The sequence below is a fragment of the Coprobacter tertius genome (assembly GCF_024330105.1).
Classification (GTDB): Bacteria; Bacteroidota; Bacteroidia; order Bacteroidales; family Coprobacteraceae; genus Coprobacter; species Coprobacter tertius.
Genome location: NZ_JANDHW010000007.1, coordinates 75,563 through 92,905 on the forward strand (window position 1 = coordinate 75,563; position 17,343 = coordinate 92,905).

Annotated in this window: 18 protein-coding genes; 2 read left to right on the forward strand and 16 right to left on the reverse strand. The window is 35.7% G+C overall.

Annotation, left to right across the window (positions count from 1 at the left end):
- Window positions 1-73: 73 nt before the first annotated feature.
- The 7 genes from NMU02_RS08515 to NMU02_RS08545 all read right to left on the reverse strand — a co-directional run bounded on the left by NMU02_RS08515 (window position 74) and on the right by NMU02_RS08545 (window position 4,965).
- Window positions 74-1,099, reverse strand: a complete 1,026-nt coding sequence (locus tag NMU02_RS08515; RefSeq protein WP_255027384.1) for a LacI family DNA-binding transcriptional regulator — start codon at window positions 1,097-1,099, stop codon at window positions 74-76.
- Window positions 1,100-1,945: a 50S ribosomal protein L11 methyltransferase gene (prmA, locus tag NMU02_RS08520; RefSeq protein ID WP_255027385.1), complete on the reverse strand. Its 846-nt coding sequence runs from the start codon at window positions 1,943-1,945 to the stop codon at window positions 1,100-1,102. It abuts the gene before it with no gap.
- A 25-nt stretch (window positions 1,946-1,970) separates the two neighbouring features.
- Window positions 1,971-2,711 (reverse strand): hypothetical protein, encoded by a 741-nt coding sequence (locus NMU02_RS08525; RefSeq protein WP_255027386.1) that lies wholly within the window; start codon window positions 2,709-2,711, stop codon window positions 1,971-1,973.
- 143 nt (window positions 2,712-2,854) lie between these two features.
- The gene (locus NMU02_RS08530) at window positions 2,855-3,961 is read right to left on the reverse strand and encodes a TlpA disulfide reductase family protein (RefSeq protein WP_255027387.1); all 1,107 of its coding nucleotides are present in this window, start codon (window positions 3,959-3,961) and stop codon (window positions 2,855-2,857) included.
- A gap of 86 nt (window positions 3,962-4,047) precedes the next feature.
- Complete coding sequence (locus tag NMU02_RS08535; protein WP_255027388.1) at window positions 4,048-4,302, reverse strand: hypothetical protein; 255 nt, start codon at window positions 4,300-4,302, stop codon at window positions 4,048-4,050.
- Between the two features lie 12 nt (window positions 4,303-4,314).
- On the reverse strand, window positions 4,315-4,680 hold the full coding sequence (locus NMU02_RS08540) for a phage holin family protein (RefSeq protein ID WP_255027390.1): 366 nt from the start codon (window positions 4,678-4,680) through the stop codon (window positions 4,315-4,317).
- Window positions 4,681-4,755: 75 nt separating this feature from the next.
- Window positions 4,756-4,965, reverse strand: a complete 210-nt coding sequence (locus tag NMU02_RS08545; RefSeq protein WP_255027392.1) for a YtxH domain-containing protein — start codon at window positions 4,963-4,965, stop codon at window positions 4,756-4,758.
- A 229-nt stretch (window positions 4,966-5,194) separates the two neighbouring features.
- On the opposite strand from NMU02_RS08545, the gene uvrA reads away from it, so the two are divergent.
- The gene (gene uvrA / locus NMU02_RS08550; protein WP_255027393.1) at window positions 5,195-7,984 is read left to right on the forward strand and encodes an excinuclease ABC subunit UvrA; all 2,790 of its coding nucleotides are present in this window, start codon (window positions 5,195-5,197) and stop codon (window positions 7,982-7,984) included.
- A gap of 181 nt (window positions 7,985-8,165) precedes the next feature.
- Here the strand turns inward: uvrA and NMU02_RS08555 are convergent, their stop codons facing one another.
- The 7 genes from NMU02_RS08555 to ligA all read right to left on the reverse strand — a co-directional run bounded on the left by NMU02_RS08555 (window position 8,166) and on the right by ligA (window position 14,328).
- Complete coding sequence (locus tag NMU02_RS08555; protein WP_255027394.1) at window positions 8,166-8,723, reverse strand: transcription initiation factor IIE subunit alpha family protein; 558 nt, start codon at window positions 8,721-8,723, stop codon at window positions 8,166-8,168.
- 26 nt (window positions 8,724-8,749) lie between these two features.
- Window positions 8,750-9,253, reverse strand: a complete 504-nt coding sequence (locus NMU02_RS08560; protein WP_255027395.1) for a hypothetical protein — start codon at window positions 9,251-9,253, stop codon at window positions 8,750-8,752.
- Between the two features lie 70 nt (window positions 9,254-9,323).
- Window positions 9,324-9,665, reverse strand: a complete 342-nt coding sequence (locus tag NMU02_RS08565; protein WP_255027397.1) for a hypothetical protein — start codon at window positions 9,663-9,665, stop codon at window positions 9,324-9,326.
- Window positions 9,666-10,053: 388 nt separating this feature from the next.
- Window positions 10,054-10,515, reverse strand: coding sequence for a DUF4293 domain-containing protein (locus NMU02_RS08570; RefSeq protein WP_255027398.1), 462 nt, complete (start codon window positions 10,513-10,515; stop codon window positions 10,054-10,056).
- Between the two features lie 317 nt (window positions 10,516-10,832).
- On the reverse strand, window positions 10,833-11,726 hold the full coding sequence (gene dapA / locus NMU02_RS08575) for a 4-hydroxy-tetrahydrodipicolinate synthase (RefSeq protein ID WP_255027399.1): 894 nt from the start codon (window positions 11,724-11,726) through the stop codon (window positions 10,833-10,835).
- 42 nt (window positions 11,727-11,768) lie between these two features.
- Window positions 11,769-12,308, reverse strand: coding sequence for a DUF6913 domain-containing protein (locus NMU02_RS08580; protein WP_255027400.1), 540 nt, complete (start codon window positions 12,306-12,308; stop codon window positions 11,769-11,771).
- Between the two features lie 7 nt (window positions 12,309-12,315).
- A complete protein-coding gene (gene ligA, locus NMU02_RS08585; protein WP_255027401.1) occupies window positions 12,316-14,328 on the reverse strand; it encodes an NAD-dependent DNA ligase LigA in 2,013 nt (670 codons plus the stop codon).
- 93 nt (window positions 14,329-14,421) lie between these two features.
- Here ligA and trmD point away from each other — a divergent pair, with 93 nt between their 5' ends.
- Window positions 14,422-15,099: a tRNA (guanosine(37)-N1)-methyltransferase TrmD gene (trmD, locus tag NMU02_RS08590; protein ID WP_255027402.1), complete on the forward strand. Its 678-nt coding sequence runs from the start codon at window positions 14,422-14,424 to the stop codon at window positions 15,097-15,099.
- 6 nt (window positions 15,100-15,105) lie between these two features.
- On the opposite strand, the gene pgl is transcribed toward trmD, so the two are convergent.
- Window positions 15,106-15,810 (reverse strand): 6-phosphogluconolactonase, encoded by a 705-nt coding sequence (gene pgl / locus NMU02_RS08595; protein WP_255027403.1) that lies wholly within the window; start codon window positions 15,808-15,810, stop codon window positions 15,106-15,108.
- 18 nt (window positions 15,811-15,828) lie between these two features.
- Window positions 15,829-17,334, reverse strand: coding sequence for a glucose-6-phosphate dehydrogenase (gene zwf, locus NMU02_RS08600; protein ID WP_255027404.1), 1,506 nt, complete (start codon window positions 17,332-17,334; stop codon window positions 15,829-15,831).
- Window positions 17,335-17,343: the final 9 nt, after the last annotated feature.

Below are 17,343 nucleotides of genomic sequence, written 5' to 3' on the forward strand. Positions count from 1 at the left end.
ATGCGTAATCGATTGCACAAATGTATAAAAAAATATTTTCCAACCAACTTCTAAATCTACTTTTTATACAATATTACCATTTCAAAGAAGATTTACGTACTACCAAATTTGTATCCAATACCATATGTTCAATACTATGCATATTATCAGGATCAGCTATTTTCGATAATAATAATTCAGCTACATTTTTCCCCATTTCATTATTTCTCTGATCAACAGAAGATAAAGGAGGATCAACAAAAGAATCAAACGGTTCATTTGCAAAGCCGACAACTGCAATATCTTCAGGAACACTTAAACCACCATCTTTTAATGCATGGATTAATCCGATTGCGGAATAATCTCCTGCAGAAAATACACCATCGGGACGAACGTGCATATCAAGAATTTTTATCCCTGCTGCCTCTCCGGTAACTAATGTAATACTGTTTTCTATAATAAGTTCTGGCATCATCTTTAATCCGCTATCCTCCAATGCTTTTAAATACCCTTCGTATCTCTGACGATATACACTGATAGATAAAGGACCAGCCAAATGAGCAATACGCTTACAACCTTGACTAATTAGATGACATACTACCTTATAAGCAGCCGTAAAATTATCTACTTCAACTGTACAACTGACATGCGAAAGCGGAACACGATCAAAAAAGACGAGCGGAATTCTATTTTTCATCACATTTTCGAAATGGCTGTAATCAATCGTCTCCGATGCAAGAGATACCGCAAGACCATCTATTTTTTTAGCCATCATCGTTTTTACAATCGATTTTTCATCCTCATATTTTTCATTAGACTGAGACACGAGCACCCCGTAACCGTTAGCATAAGCTACACTCTCGATTCCTCCAATCACCGAAGAGAAAAAATGTCGATCAATACGGGGCACAACGACACCGAGTACAAGTCCTTTCCCTGTTCGTAAATGATGAGCTACAGGATCGGGATGATAATTCATTTTTTCAGCTAACTCCAAAACCGCAGCTTTCATCTTAACACTTATACGGGGATGATTTTGCAAAGCCCTCGATACAGTAGATGCAGATGTATTTAGCTCTTTTGCAAGATCATATATCGTAACTTTGCGTAAATTACCCATTCAATTTATTTTTAAATATTTCGCTACAACCCACTTATTTCGCACGGTTTTATATTCAAATGCCAATCTGTTTCTTTCAGCCTCTTCATTTATCAATATTAAATCATCACTATAAAAACCGCTGAAATATATGATAGAATTTCGATGCATACACGATACATAATATTTCATGTCATTTAACAAAATATTACGATTGATATTAGCAAATATCACATCAAAAGATTCCATATCCAGCAATTCTACCCCACCCTGTTTAACTGTTATATTAGAAACGTTATTTAATGTAATATTTTTACATGCATTTTTATGAGCAAAAGCATCGATATCTATAGCGGTTACTCTCGATGCACCTCGCATAGATGCCAAAATACCGAGGATAGCTGTTCCGCATCCCATATCAAGAACTGTTTTACCGTTCAAATCAATTGAAAGTATTTCTTCGAGCAACAAATATGTCGTTTCATGACTTCCCGTGCCAAAAGCCATTTCCGGATCTATTTTTATATCATATTCAACATCTGGAATATCGTTATGAAAAGAACTATGAATTACACAACGGTTTCCGATAATAACCGGTTTAAAATAGTTCTTCTCCCATTCTTTATTCCAATTTTCACCTGGTATACGGGAAACATCGAAAGTAATCAAATTGTCCATCGGATAATCTGAAAAAATGCTTTCTATATTCCCTAGATCAAGAGATTCGAAAGGAATATAAGCTTTCAATCCATTACTATCAGACACAAAACTCTCAAAACCGATGTCGGCGAGCATTGCGCTAAGAATATCTGTTGCTACTTCGTTATAAGGCTTTATTTTGATATTTACTTCCGCATAATCATTCATAAAAACAAATTTTGGTTCGGAATTTTTAACTTTTCATCCGCTCGAGTAATCTCGGATACATTATATCGCGTACATGAGCGTAATCAGGATACATATCGAGTATTTTCTTATATGCAGCCTTAGCTGCTTCCAAATTATTCAGCTTTTCCTCTACCAGCCCGATCGAAGTCAGTAATTGTATATACATCCAATTATTTTTCATATATTTCGGATTCAATTCCATTATCTTCAATGCTTTCTTATATCCACTCAATGCTTTCTGCTTATCCCCTCCAAATATTTCAGGCATATATAACTGGATATTCGAATGCAATATGATTACCTCGGGATTACCGGGTGCCAGGGCATAAGATTTTTTTGATTTAGACAGCATTCCTTTTGCCAGTACCGTTGCTTTTATCGGAGATAAAGCTATTTGAAAACCGGTAAGATTAGATATAAGCCCCAATAAAACAGCATTATCCGGATTTTTTATATATAATTCATCAGCAAGCTTCATTGCTTTTGTAAGACATTTCGAAGCCTCATCCTTTTCTTTTTTATCAATAAGATGACCTACAAGACCATAATAATAATTCAATATTTCCAATTTATCATCTGTTGTCTTAAAATTAACGTCCGAATTCATTTTATCGATAAGACTTTGCCATTGATTCATTTTTCCATTAATATATAATTTAAAAGCAGTAGCTTTATAATCTATCGCAGCATCGGCCAACAAACTTGTTATCATAAACATGAATAAAAGTAATATCTTTTTTATCATAAGGCTCTTTTTATTAGTGTCTATTTTGTTAAATTCAATCAGCAAAGATAGTAAATTAAAATCTCAAAATAAAAATACATTTCCCGACTTGTGACTATATTCCTATTGGTTTAATTAAATAAATATACACAACTCGGAGGATATTATTTTTCTAATAATTCGACTAATTTCTGTACAAGTTCATTTCCCTTAAGATTATTAGCGACTATCTTACCCGAAGGGTCAATCAACACAGTATGAGGGATTCCTTGAATAGCATACAACATAATAACTTCGGAATCCCAACCTTTAAGGTCGCTCATTTGCGGCCAAGTTAAATGATTGTCATGTATGTATCTTAACCACTCCTGCCTGTTATTATCAAAAGAAACCCCTATCAATTCAAATTTATCACTTTTAAAACGATTATATATTGCTTTCAACTCAGGCATTTGTTTACGGCATGGCCCACACCATGATGCCCAAAAATCAATCAAAACATATTTACCATTACCTATATAATCCGATAATGTGACCTGATGACCGGAAGGATTTTGCATAACAATATCGATATAAGGCATGCCGGGTTCAACATTCTTTGTTCGTTCTAATAAGGCCTCGAAAGACTTTATCTCATGATTTTTGCGAAAATAAGGTTCACTGGTAGAAATAATCTCCCTTTGCTCCTGTGGGTCAAACAAAAAACTGTTCTGAATAAACACAAAAACACCGCTTATATTCCCTGTATTCGAAATAATATATTTTTTCGTAAGAATCTTAAGCTGGTTCTCCGTATCTGAAAATGCTTTTTTCATGACAGTTACCAAACTGTCGTTAAGTACACCGCTAATATAAGACGTTAGGTAATCGCGACTCAACACTTGTAACGTATTCTCAATTTGTAGCCTTTTCGTCATATACCTCTGAAATATATCGTTCAGAATACTTCCCGATATAACCGATAAAGTATCTATTTCAGCCTCTAATTCACCATTTTCAAGAACAAATAATAATGGAGAATAAGAACGAGCCTCCTTTCCTATTACAGATATAACAGCCATAGTCGCACTATCCTGTCTTCCTTTAAAGATAAAAGATCCGTTTTTAATCTGTACGCTATCTACTCCGACAAATGTATTTCCGGCTTGTTTTTGTAAATAAGCCCAATCACCATTAGCCGCTTTATCGACCGTACCCTGAATAACATAACTTTCGGTACATGAATACAGAGTAAATACAGTTGTAAAGAACATGACAATTTTGTTATACATAATCTCTTCTATTTATAGAATTATGCATAAAAAACAAATGACTTGTAATAATAGTTTGTAGAGAAAGGGGGATTAACGTATATGAATTATCGACGAAACAAACGACGGAGTTTTCGTATCATACGTATACCCAACATTAACCCGTCGAAAATGGCAAAACCTTTTGTAAAACCGCCTACAATAGCTGCAGGAGAAACAGACATTCTGAATACTGATGTCATTTTTTTATAGGAAGCTTGTATAACTGCTTCTTGACGTGAAATCTGTTTTTTCAATTCCCGTTTTCGGTATACCAGATATTCCAATGTCATTTGTGTATCATGTTGCTGAATATTTTCCATCGTCATATAATTTTAATCCTCCGTGTCTTTTTTTAGAAAAAGATCTGCTAAAAAACGCACAATTGGATTGATAATAAGAGATTTACGAAATGAAAAAACTATTGCCAAAATCAAAAGAAAGATGCAACCTATTATAGTAAAGCTCATTGCAATTCCACCAACGTAAGGAGCCAGCACATATGCCAACGCAAACAGTAAGTAAAATAAAGCTCCGGTACCTAAAACAATAAGTAGTGTCAGCAATAAGAATGAAGAAATCAAAATCGTAAGTTTCTCCACTCCTTCTATTTTTAGCATATCTCGTTGCAAGAACAAATATGTTTTTACCTCTTCAATCAATTGATGCAACTGATTCTTGGATGTTTCGGGTTCGGACATGTCTTCTAATTTTAATAATACAAAGCAATTATTGCCGCTCTATCGATAGGACGGCGGCAATAACTGTGTTACATTTCATTCTGCAGTCCCGGGTTTCAATTCTTCTGTAATCTGATCAACCAGATCACTCATGTCTTGATGACTCAGTTTAATACCTTTTTCACGTAAAAGTTTATTAATACGATTACGCGTATCAACACCTTTTTCAGGAGCAAAAAGTACTCCTAGTGCAGCACCGACTGCGGCACCACCTAAAAATGCAAATAAAACCGATAAATTTTTCATGTCTTCAGTTTTTAGTGTTATTACAAATATAACATAAAAACATGTGATCATACCCTCTTTGTTCGGAAAATACCTCTTTTTTGAATAATTTTTACATCTCGTTTCTGTAAAAAAAACAACAAGAGGAAAATAGATAAAATTATACGTAATATAGACTAAAAGAGAGTTTACATAAGACCGTATAAAATAGTAAAAGTGTTATCTTTGTGGTCCAAAATAAAAAACAGATATGCCAGAAAATAATATATTTATAAAAGGTGCCAGAGTAAATAATCTGAAAAATATTGATATCGAAATTCCTCGAAACAAACTGGTTGTTATTACAGGGTTGTCAGGATCGGGAAAATCATCATTAGCTTTCGATACCTTATACGCCGAAGGTCAACGACGGTATGTAGAAAGTTTATCGGCATATGCACGTCAATTTCTGGGACGAATGAGTAAACCCGAATGTGATTTTATTAAAGGTATTCCTCCTGCAATCGCTATCGAACAAAAGGTAAATACGAGAAATCCAAGATCTACAGTAGGCACTTCAACCGAAATTTATGATTATCTACGGCTGTTATATTCACGTATCGGGAAAACAATATCTCCGATATCGGGCCAAGAAGTAAAAAAACATCAGGTAGAAGATGTGATTCGCTGTATGCAATCATACCCGGATAACACCCGCTTTACAATTCTTACTGCTCTGCATATTCCTGAAGGTCGTTCTTTAAAAGCACATCTCGATATATTAATGAAAGAAGGATATAATCGGATAGAGTTTAACAACGAAATTATACGTATCGAATCTCTCGACGAGAAAAAAAATTCTTTTAGACCGGAAGAAATACGCCTTTTAATCGATAGAATGAGTAGTTCTTCATCTAAAGAGACTATAAGCCGATTGGCTGATTCGATTGAAACTGCTTTTTTTGAGGGAAATGATGAATGTATTCTTAAATTTTATACAGAGGATGGCGTTAAAGAGCATTTTTTTTCGAAACGTTTCGAAGCCGACGGTATTATTTTCGAAGAGCCGAATGATTTGATGTTCAGTTTCAATAGTCCTATCGGAGCCTGTCCTACTTGCGAAGGATTCGGGAAAGTCATAGGAATAGACGAAGATTTGGTTGTCCCCAATAAAGCTCTTTCTGTATTCGAAGACGCAGTAGTTTGTTGGAAAGGTGAAAAAATGAGTGAATGGAAAAAGAAACTTATCAAAGTATCGGAAAAAATAGGATTTCCAATACATCGTCCTTATTACCAACTAACCGAAAAAGAAAAAGATTTGCTTTGGCATGGGAATCACGATTTCGAAGGAATAGACGGTTTCTTCAAAATGCTCGGAGAAAATCAATATAAAATACAATACAGAGTAATGCTTGCCAGATATCGTGGCAAAACAATTTGCCCTGTATGTAAAGGAGGTCGATTAAAGCCTCAGGCACAGTATGTAAAAATCGGTGGTAAATCGATCTCTGAATTAGTACAACTACCCATATCGGATTTAAAATCGTTTTTTGAATCATTGCAACTCGGTGAATATGATGCCGCAATTGCAAAAAGATTATTAACGGAGATAAACAGTCGTATTAGCTTTTTACTTGATGTTGGGCTCGGATATCTTACGTTAAACAGACTTTCCTCGTCTCTTTCGGGAGGTGAAAGCCAGCGTATAAACTTAGCCACGTCTTTAGGAAGCAGTCTCGTCGGTTCGCTATATATACTCGATGAACCCAGTATAGGACTGCATTCGCGAGATACGAATCTTCTTATAAATGTACTTCGAAAATTACAAGAGTTAGGAAACACGGTTATCGTAGTAGAGCATGATGAAGATATCATAAAAGCAGCAGATTATATTATCGATATCGGTCCTCTTGCAGGACGTCTCGGTGGTGAAGTCGTTTATCAGGGTGATCTTTCCCATTTAAAAAAGGCTTCTGGAAGCTATACCGTAAAATATCTCACCGGCGAAGAACAAATTGATGTACCGGAATATCGACGTCCGTGGAATCGGAGTATAACGGTAGAAGGAGCCGCACATAATAACTTGAAAGGAATCGATGTCACATTCCCGCTAAATGTTGTTACGGTAGTTACTGGCGTTAGCGGATCGGGAAAATCTTCCCTTGTAAGAGACGTTCTTTACCGAGCGCTCGTAAGACATTATGATGAAAGCAGTGAATTGCCAGGTACATTCAATAAACTATCAGGGGATATAGATTCAATGCAACACATCGAGTTTATCGATCAGAATCCTATCGGTAAATCATCTCGTTCTAATCCGGCAACATACCTCAAAGCCTATGACGAAATTCGTAAATTATTTGCCGAACAACAATCGGCGAAACAGATGGGATTTAACCCGGCATTTTTTTCTTTCAATGTAGAAGGCGGACGTTGTGAAGAATGTAAAGGAGAAGGAACGATAACTGTCGAAATGCAGTTTATGGCCGATATAACACTCGAATGCGAAAGTTGTCATGGGAAACGTTTCAAACAGGAGATTCTTGAAATAGAATATCGAGGTAAAAATATAAACGATGTACTCGATATGACGATTAATCAAGCAATCGAATTTTTCTCAGAGCAGCCTGGAAGTACTGAAAAAAAGATTATAAAACGGTTGCAACCATTACAAGACGTCGGACTCGGATATATAAAATTAGGACAATCCTCTTCCACTCTTTCCGGAGGTGAAAATCAACGGGTAAAATTGGCATATTTCCTTAGTAACGAAAAACAGGAACCTACTATTTTCATATTCGACGAACCCACTACCGGATTGCATTTCCATGACATAAAAACTCTGTTAAAGGCTTTCAATGCCCTTATCGATAAAGGCCATACGGTTATCATTATCGAACATAATATGGATGTAATAAAATGTGCGGACTATATTATCGATATGGGACCTGAGGGAGGAAATTGTGGTGGATATTTGGTATGTTCTGGAACCCCTGAGGAAGTTGCCAAGTGTACAGAGTCTTACACAGGTGAGTATTTAAAAGATAAGTTGAAAAAATAATATTTCTGTGGACTTTAGCTACTTCTATATATCTTTCTATCGAGCTCAAATGTTTCGTAAATATCAGAGTTCGATTTTTTCAATATTTGTCCTCTTATCCTGTTTATTCTTCCCTTCCGTATAAGATGTAATAAAAAAACCAACTATATACTTTGATGTACTAAACTGATTAAGCCGATAATTATGACTTTACAAACAATTTACCAATGACCTTAATACTGTCATCATCGAGTATATTATTTAAGCATTTAGGACATAAAAATAATTCTGTTTGCAAAAACAATTCACAATCAGCTTGTTCTACACTGGCAGAGTAATTACAATTTGGACACTCAAGGGTTAGAAGTCCTTTTATCATATCGAAAAATGGGTTGTCTTTTCGTTCTCCTTTGGCTGTATATTCGAGCGAAAAAACCATTGCCAAAGTCCTCCGAAAATCTTTTAATATTTTTCGGTTAATAGATTGATCATTTTCAATAAAACTAAAAATTAGTTTATCTATTATTGCAGTCGCATAAGTTAGTAGATTCGGAATTATTGAGTAATACTGACGGTAGTATATTTCTAAGTCATTTTCAGTTGAGAAAATAAAATTAAAATTCTGGTTTTCAGTTTTGTAGTTTTTATCTCTGGTTACAATATGCAAAGCATGATTTGAGCGACCATTAATGCCATAGTTACAACTTTTATCATATCTTATTTCGTTAATGAAATCTGCATTGAACAAGGGATTATTCAATCCCTTTATTGCTTTGGAAATGATATTTAATTTGTTGATATTTCTATTCTTGGATCATATTCTTCGGGAACGCCAGAATGAAAAAATTTATTAATAAATCCCTTTCTATCAACAAGTAACTGTTCTAAAATAAGCAATTCATCAGTGAAAGGTTTACGTAATAAGGCATATGCAACTGTCATTTTACCTCTTTTAGCACAGAATAAAGATTCAAATATAAAGTTAAGCATGTCAAACACTAATGCTGTTATAAGATGCTTAGATAATACTATTTCAAGTTCATTTTGTTTACCTGTATTATTAAGCCAATCAAGAATATGGGTACCTTGCTCTTTTATGGAGTTCAAACTATCTAATTCTTTTTTATCTTTAAACGAAAATCCTGTTACAAATAACTCTTTATAAAGTTCATCTGTGTAAATTTCAGATAGTTGGTCATATAATATTGCGCACAAATTGTGGATTTTATGATACTCTTTTGGTAACTTTACATCCTCATCTTTAGAAATCTCTATATATACTTCTGACATAAAACGTGATTTTTTTTAAAGGTAATAAAAATACGGCTAAAGTATCCTGCCCTTTACTTTAGCCGTTGTGCTACATATACAGTAAGGATTTATTACCAATCAAAGGAAATCGGAACATCGGCATTGTGGCAATAATAGACGGTAATTCAATGCTACTGTCAAATTCAAATGTTCTATTACCGTTGTTTATCTCTGTAATCGATATGGATTTTGAGCTCGGATTACTTGTTAGTTTTCCATGAAATCCGTTGTTCGTTTGATAGTCGCAGGATTTGAGAATACCATTAACCACTTTGCCTGTATAGGTTATACCTTTGTATTCAATCTTGAAATTACCAGTCAGAAAACCTTTATAAATATCGAGGTTATATGAATCTTTGAGTTTCATCGCATTCCCGAATGTCGAAACCATACGAAACACTTTCTATAGGGCCCGTTGCCTTCACATTTGAAAAATCCCAAACACAACCCTCTCCCGTTGAATCGCCCGAATGATAAGTAATACGATTCCATTTTAGAACATCACCTACCCTGGGTTGATTATACTGGCAAGTCAGGCATTATTGCCCCGATAAAATTGAACTGGATAATAAAAAAAGAAAAATTAAGATATTGCGAAATTTTATATACATTTCACACATATATTAATAACACACTAAAAAATAAGGTCATAAAACAACTGCAAGTTTAATTAGTATATCTTTTTTTACCAAATATTTATTGCTATAACTTTCACAAAAAATAAAATAGCCTGTCCGATTTTCTATTAACAGACAGGCTATTTTTATGAATTTGCTTTATTACCGAATGCGATCAGCAGAACGTACCAGCATTTCATCCTGTTTGATCTTACGACGAGCGATATAACAAAGTATCAAAGCTACGATAGGCATTGTCAAAGCCGCATCTAAAGTAGGATTTGCTATTTGAAAATCTTTTTGAATCAACCACCAAAAAGAAAAGAAAACAATATAAAAAGCGAAAATCAATAACTGGACAAACGTACAGCATTTCATTTGAAGTGTTCGTTTTTTATACATGAATATAGCTAAAAACGACAGAATAGCTGATAATGCAGCCAATGCAGCCAACGGCCAAGTCTGTAATACCATTTTCGAAGGAATTCCCATCGAAACAACCCCATAAGGCAGGAATTCATAAGAAGCATCTATCGTATTAAATGATGTTAGCGGCATAAATATAACAGTAGCCATTAATAAAGCTACCAATAATAAATAAAAGGATTGAATACGTTGTATCATATTACAAAATCATATTTTTGAGTGAGTACTTAAGTTTACTTGAAGATAAAACTAAAATGCCGTAATAAAAGTTTAGATGATATTCTCTTTTTCAATGCAAATTCAATAATACGTATCATTGCACATAATTAAGCTTCATAATGTTTTTGAATGTACTATTTTCATAAATCCACTTTTATTTGTAACATTATTTTTAGTCGCCTGTTCTAAATATATTTATCTCTATGAAACAAATTGATTTCATTTAAAATTTTCGCAGCATAATATAAAAGATATACCGTAAAAACATTATTTTATATTATAAGAAAATATATTGTTTAACAAACAATGTTCAACTGATTTAGCACCTCTCTTATTTTTTCGAATGTCGTTATACGTGTGGGAACCAAAGGTAAACGAAGGCGATTATGTATATACCCCATAGCATGCAATATGCTTTTAACCCCTGCCGGATTTCCATCTACAAATAAAAGTTCGAATAATTCAGTAAAGCGATGATGTATCTGCAGAGCATTATCATAATCCCCGTTAAGAGCCAGACGTACCATACGACTGAATTCTTTCGGGAATGCATTTCCGATAACAGAAATAACTCCGACCGCTCCCAAAGTAATTAAAGGAAAAGTAATACCATCGTCTCCTGAAATCACCATAAAATCCTTCGGTTTATTTTTAATAATATCATCCATTTGGGTAATATTACCCGAAGCCTCTTTTATGGCTACGATATTAGAAAATTCACGAGCTAACCTCAAAGTGGTTTCTGCAGTCATGTTTACACCTGTACGACCTGGAACATTATAAAGAATAACAGGCAATTTAGTTGCAGATGCAATTGCACAGTAATGCTGATATATCCCTTCTTGCGAAGGTTTATTATAATAAGGAACAACAGACAAAATAGCATCTACACCCGTAAAGTCCTTTTTCAGCAATACATCTACAATACCACGTGTATTATTACCACCCAATCCCATAACAACCGGCACACGACCTTTAACCCGCTCGATAACGAACTGAAGAATCCGGTCTTTTTCATCATCGGACAATGTCGGAGTTTCAGCAGTAGTTCCCAATACTACCAAATAATCGATACCATTTTTTATCTGATATTCAAGAAGTTTCGACAAAGCTTCAAAATCGACCGTTTCGTCATCATTGAAAGGGGTGATTAACGCTACACCCACTCCTTTTAAATTTATTTGTGCCATAAAGTTGTTTAGTTCAAAATGTCTGATTTAGCGACTTCAAAATTACGAATTATTATTTTTTATATCAATGCTCCTCCAATAAAAAAACAAATTTTTAGCTAATATGGCCGATGATAATTCCTGTGTAGGCTGTAGCATCAAATCATAAGATGTAAGCCCATTCTTTTTTATGCCCAGTTTCATCGAAGCCCGAGACAAACTTGCAAGAAAAAGTAAAGGATAAACAATATTGACGGTAAGATCACATAATACGGGCCCTTGCAATGATATAAAACGTTTAATAATCGATTTCCCTGGAAAAAGTTTCCTGAATATAAGATCATCGGCCCGTATATTTATTACAGAAACGACCGGATACTCTTCCTCTATTTCTATACCCTGTACATTAAGGACAACCAATGTCGTACGTATTCCATCAGATATCAGCTCACGCATCACTGGCTTTAAATCCCCCAATTGATTTACTTCGGCAAGTATCGTCACAGTCTTTACCTCACTAAAATTATACAACCGTTTTTTTCGTTTAGAAGACGATCGCGACTGTTGCCGTATTATTTGTCTTTTTAACAGGTATGAAAACATAATCTTCTTATTTATCAATCATTCGTAAGAAATCTTCTTCCGATATTATCTTTATCCCTAACTTATTTGCTTTTTCCAATTTTGCAGGTCCCATATTATCACCTGCAAGCAAATAAGTAGTTTTAGCAGATACCGATCCGGTATTCTTACCGCCATGCTGTTCAATCATTAACTTGTATTCGTCACGCGAATGATGTGAAAATGTACCGCTGATAACAATCGTAGCTCCCTTCAATATATCAGTTTGACTCAATATACGATCTTCAGACAAAGACATTTGTACTCCGGCATTCCTAAGTCTGTTAACAAAGTCGATATTCCTTTCCTGAGCGAAATAATCCCTCACACTACGAGCAATACGAGTTCCTATTTCATCTACCGCAATCAATTCTTCCTCTTCAGCCGAAATAATTCGATCGATGTTCGTAAAAGCCATTGCCAATTTTTTTGCAACTGTTTCTCCTACATATCTTATACCGAGTGCGAAAAGTACTCGCTCAAACGGTACATTTTTAGAGTCTTCGACGGCCCTCATAATATTAGCGGCCGATTTTTCGCCCAATCTCTCAAGCCCGGCAATATCATTTTCATTAAGCGTATATAAATCTGCAGCATTCTCAACCCAACCGATATGATAAAACAAATCGATAGTTTCAGGGCCCAATCCTTCGATATTCATAGCACGTCGACTGATAAAATGCTCTATACGTCCTTTTATTTGAGGAGGACATCCAAATTCATTCGGACAATACCAGGCCGCTTCACCTTCATATCGGATTAAAAAGGTACCACATTCGGGGCATTTTTTTATAAACTTAACCCGCTCTCCCAACATGATGTTCTCACCACGGGCATCTTTATCTACACCTGTTATTTTCGGTATTATTTCTCCCCCCTTTTCAACATATACCATATCTCCGATATGTAAATCGAGACTTTGTATGATATCATCATTATGCAACGAGGCTCTCTTAACAACAGTCCCTGATAATTGTACGGGATCGAGATTGGCAACCGGTGTAATTGTCCCCGTCCGTCCTACCTGATATGAAACTGAATTTAAGCGGGTGACGGCTTTTTCCGCCTGAAATTTATAAGCAATCGCCCAACGAGGAGACTTAGCAGTATATCCCAAATTTCGCTGTTGTCTGAGCGAAGAAACCTTAAATACAATCCCATCAGTAGCTACCGGAAGGTTTTTACGGTTTTCATCCCAATAAGAAATAAAATCCATCATATCATCCAATGAATAACATTCTTTCATTGCTTCCGGTATTTTAAATCCCCACTTACGTGCCAGTTGCAGATTTTCATAATGATCTTCGGTCGGCAAATTTTCGCCCAGCATATAATATAAATATGCGTCGAGATTACGCGAAGCTACCACTGCCGAATTTTGGGATTTTAAAGTACCTGCTGCGGCATTTCTCGGATTAGCGAATAAAGGTTCCTCCTGACGCTCTCTTTCAGTATTCAACGACTCAAATACCGACCAAGGCATCAGTATTTCCCCCCTCATTTCAAATTCAGCGGGATAATCGCTACCTCTCAGTTGCAACGGAATACTGCGAATAGTCTTTACATTGTCTGTAACATCATCCCCTCGCACTCCATCTCCACGAGTAATAGCCCTCACTAATTTACCACCTATATATACCAATGATATCGAAGTACCGTCATATTTAAGTTCACCGGTTATTTTAAAATCCTCATTTAAGCCATTCCTCACTCTCTCGTAAAATGCTACTACTTCATCCTTAGTATAAGTATTACCCAAAGACAACATAGGATATTTATGAGCAACTTGAGTAAAAGATTTATTTATATCGTTACCCACTCGTTGAGTTGGTGAATGCGGATCGGAATATTCCGGATATTTCTCTTCCAGATTCTGAAGTTCGGCCATCATACGGTCAAAATCAATATCTGAAATCGTAGGAGAATTAAGAACATAATAATTATAATTATACTCGTCGAGTTGCTTCCTCAGATGTTCAATATGAGTCTTTATCTCATCCATTATCAATAGCAATTGTTTTATGCAAATATAATAAAAAGGGTTGCACAAGCGACGGTAATAATCTATTTTTGCAAATAAAAACAGATATACATCATGCGCATCGATATCATTACCGTATTACCCGAATTATTGGAAAGTCCCTTAAATTGTTCTATTCTTAAAAGAGCGCAGGAAAAAAATCTTGCAAAAATAGTGGTACACAATCTCAGAGATTACTCAACCAATAAACATCGCCGGGTAGATGATTATCCATTTGGAGGAACAGCTGGAATGGTAATGCAAATAGAACCCATCGATAGGGCAATTTCGCAACTTAAAACAGAAAGAACCTATGATGAAGTTATTTATACATCTCCTGACGGGGAACCTTTTGCACAACGAATGGCAAATACCCTTTCGATGGCTGAAAACCTTATAATTTTATGCGGTCACTATAAAGGTATAGATTACCGCATCAGAGAACACCTCATCACAAAAGAAATTTCTATTGGAGACTATGTTCTTACAGGTGGAGAGTTAGCCGCCGCTGTCATGTGCGATGCCATTATCAGATTAATACCGGGAGCTATCGGCGACGAACAATCAGCCCTTTCCGATTCTTTTCAGGATAATCTGCTCGCAGCTCCCATATATACTCGACCTGCCGAATACAAGGGCTGGAAGGTTCCCGATATTTTGCTATCGGGACACCAGCGTAAAATAGAAGAATGGGAACATGAAAAGGCAATTGAACGAACTCGACTCCGACGTCCCGACCTTCTCATCGATTAAAAAGTGTTAAATAGCTATATCGGTAAATATGGTAGCATCTTCGGCTGCACGCACAATATACTGTACCGGAATATAAGTTGTCTTTTCTCCGCCTTTGACCAAACCTTCGATGATCCATTTCTTATGTTCTCCGAATATCGGTACAAAAATAGGACATCGGCATAATATCTGAGGGCCTGTCATCGTTATACGTGCCTGTCCACTTAATGGATGATGAGAAACCGCATAATTGTCTTTTGCGGTCAGTAACGATAAATTATCAGGAAAAATAGAAGCTGTATGTCCATCATCTCCTGCACCCAATATTATCGAATGGAATCTCGGATACTTTTCAACAGGGGGAACATGATCTCTTACTACTTCTGAATATCGTTCGCTTTCCTCATACGGTTTAGATTCTCCATGAATACGGAAAATCTGTTCGGTAGAAATTTTAAGCGGATCAAAAAAAAGATCTTTAGCATGTTTATAATTACTCTCATCATCCTTTGGAGATACACAACGTTCATCTACCCAATAGAACCGAACTCTTTTCCAGTCTATTAATGAACGATATTCATCAGCCCATAATGAAAACATTTTTTTTGCCGTACCTCCACCCGAAACAGCAAGATTAAAATAAGGCTCACCTATAGCCGAGATAAGCGCTCCCAACTGATCAGTCATACTTCGAAGAGCCTGTTTTGCATCGGCATAATAATACATTTTCATCTTTTCACCTCCTAATTTTTAGTTATCAGAAACATCACATTTTGTTTTATTCCCAGAATCGAAAATCTCCGGCCCAATCAAATTTTGCCGGGGTCCGTTACTTCCAGCTTTATAATATAACAAATTTCTCGTCGGATGTTTCATCCATTCTTTCTCAATAGGATCTATAAATCTCCAGCTTGCTTCGAGAGCGTCACTTCTTGAATATAATGTCGAGTCTCCCAACATCGCATCCAATAACAAACGTTCGTATGCATCGGGTAGCTTGTCTTTTTTTAGAGAATCATAATAAAAATCCATACTTACCTGTTTTACTTCGAAACCGGCACCTGGTATTTTTAGTCCGAATTTCATAGAAATACTTTCATCCGGTTGCACCCTAATAATCAGTTGATTACAAGAAGAACCAGCACATTGTCCCTTGAAAAATTGTTGCGGAGTAGATTTAAAGTGTATGGTAATTTCCGTTCGTTTTTCCTTAAGACGTTTTCCGGTAAATATAAAAAAAGGAATTCCACTCCACCGCCAATTATCTATCATATATCGCATTGCCACATAGGTCTCGGTATTTGAGTCGGCGGCCACCTCTTTCTCTTTACGATAACCGACGACTGTCTCTCCCTCAACCTCTCCATCGGTATATTGCCCCCTAATAACACTATTATGACAATCGTGTGTAGAGAAAGCCCGTAACGATCTGAAAACTTTCGCAATTTCATCCCGAATCGATTCCGGATCAAACGAAGCAGGAGGCTCCATTGCGATAAAAGCCATTAATTGCATCAAATGATTTTGTATCATATCCCGCAACGCACCGGCTGTCTCATAATATTTACCTCTATTTTCGATACCTAATGTCTCTGAAGATGAGATTTCAACATAATCAATATAATTACGATTCCATAACGGCTCAAAAATACCATTTGAAAACCTGAGTACCAATATATTTTGTACGGTCTCTTTTCCTAGATAATGATCTATACGATATATTTCTTTTTCATTAAAAATCAATTCTAGTTTTCGATTCAGTCTTTTGGCTGATTTTAAATCGGTTCCGAATGGCTTTTCGACAATAATTTTTCTCGTTCCCCCATGCAGACTCACATTTAATTTAACAGCTTTCAAAAAAGGAGGTATAACTTCGTACATCGCCGGTGGAGTAGCCAAATAAAATATTATATTGTCTGGTATATCTTTTTCTTTTTGTAAAGAAACTATCATTTCTTTCAGTTTCACATATTCTTTACAATTATCAGTATCGAAAGCGACATAATAAATTAATTCCAAAAAAGAACCGAGTTCCTTTGAATTCAAAGAAATATTAGAAGATGCAGACAAATAATCCGATTGTTTTCGACGAAATTCTTCGTTACTCATCAGACTTCTGGCAGCTCCCAGTATTATAAATTTCTCAGGTAATAATCTACGTACATACAATTCGAATAATGCGGGAATCAGCTTTCTCCGGGTAAGATCACCTGAAGCGCCGAAAATGACCAGCATTTGATTTTCTGCCTCTTTCATTTTTCTTTC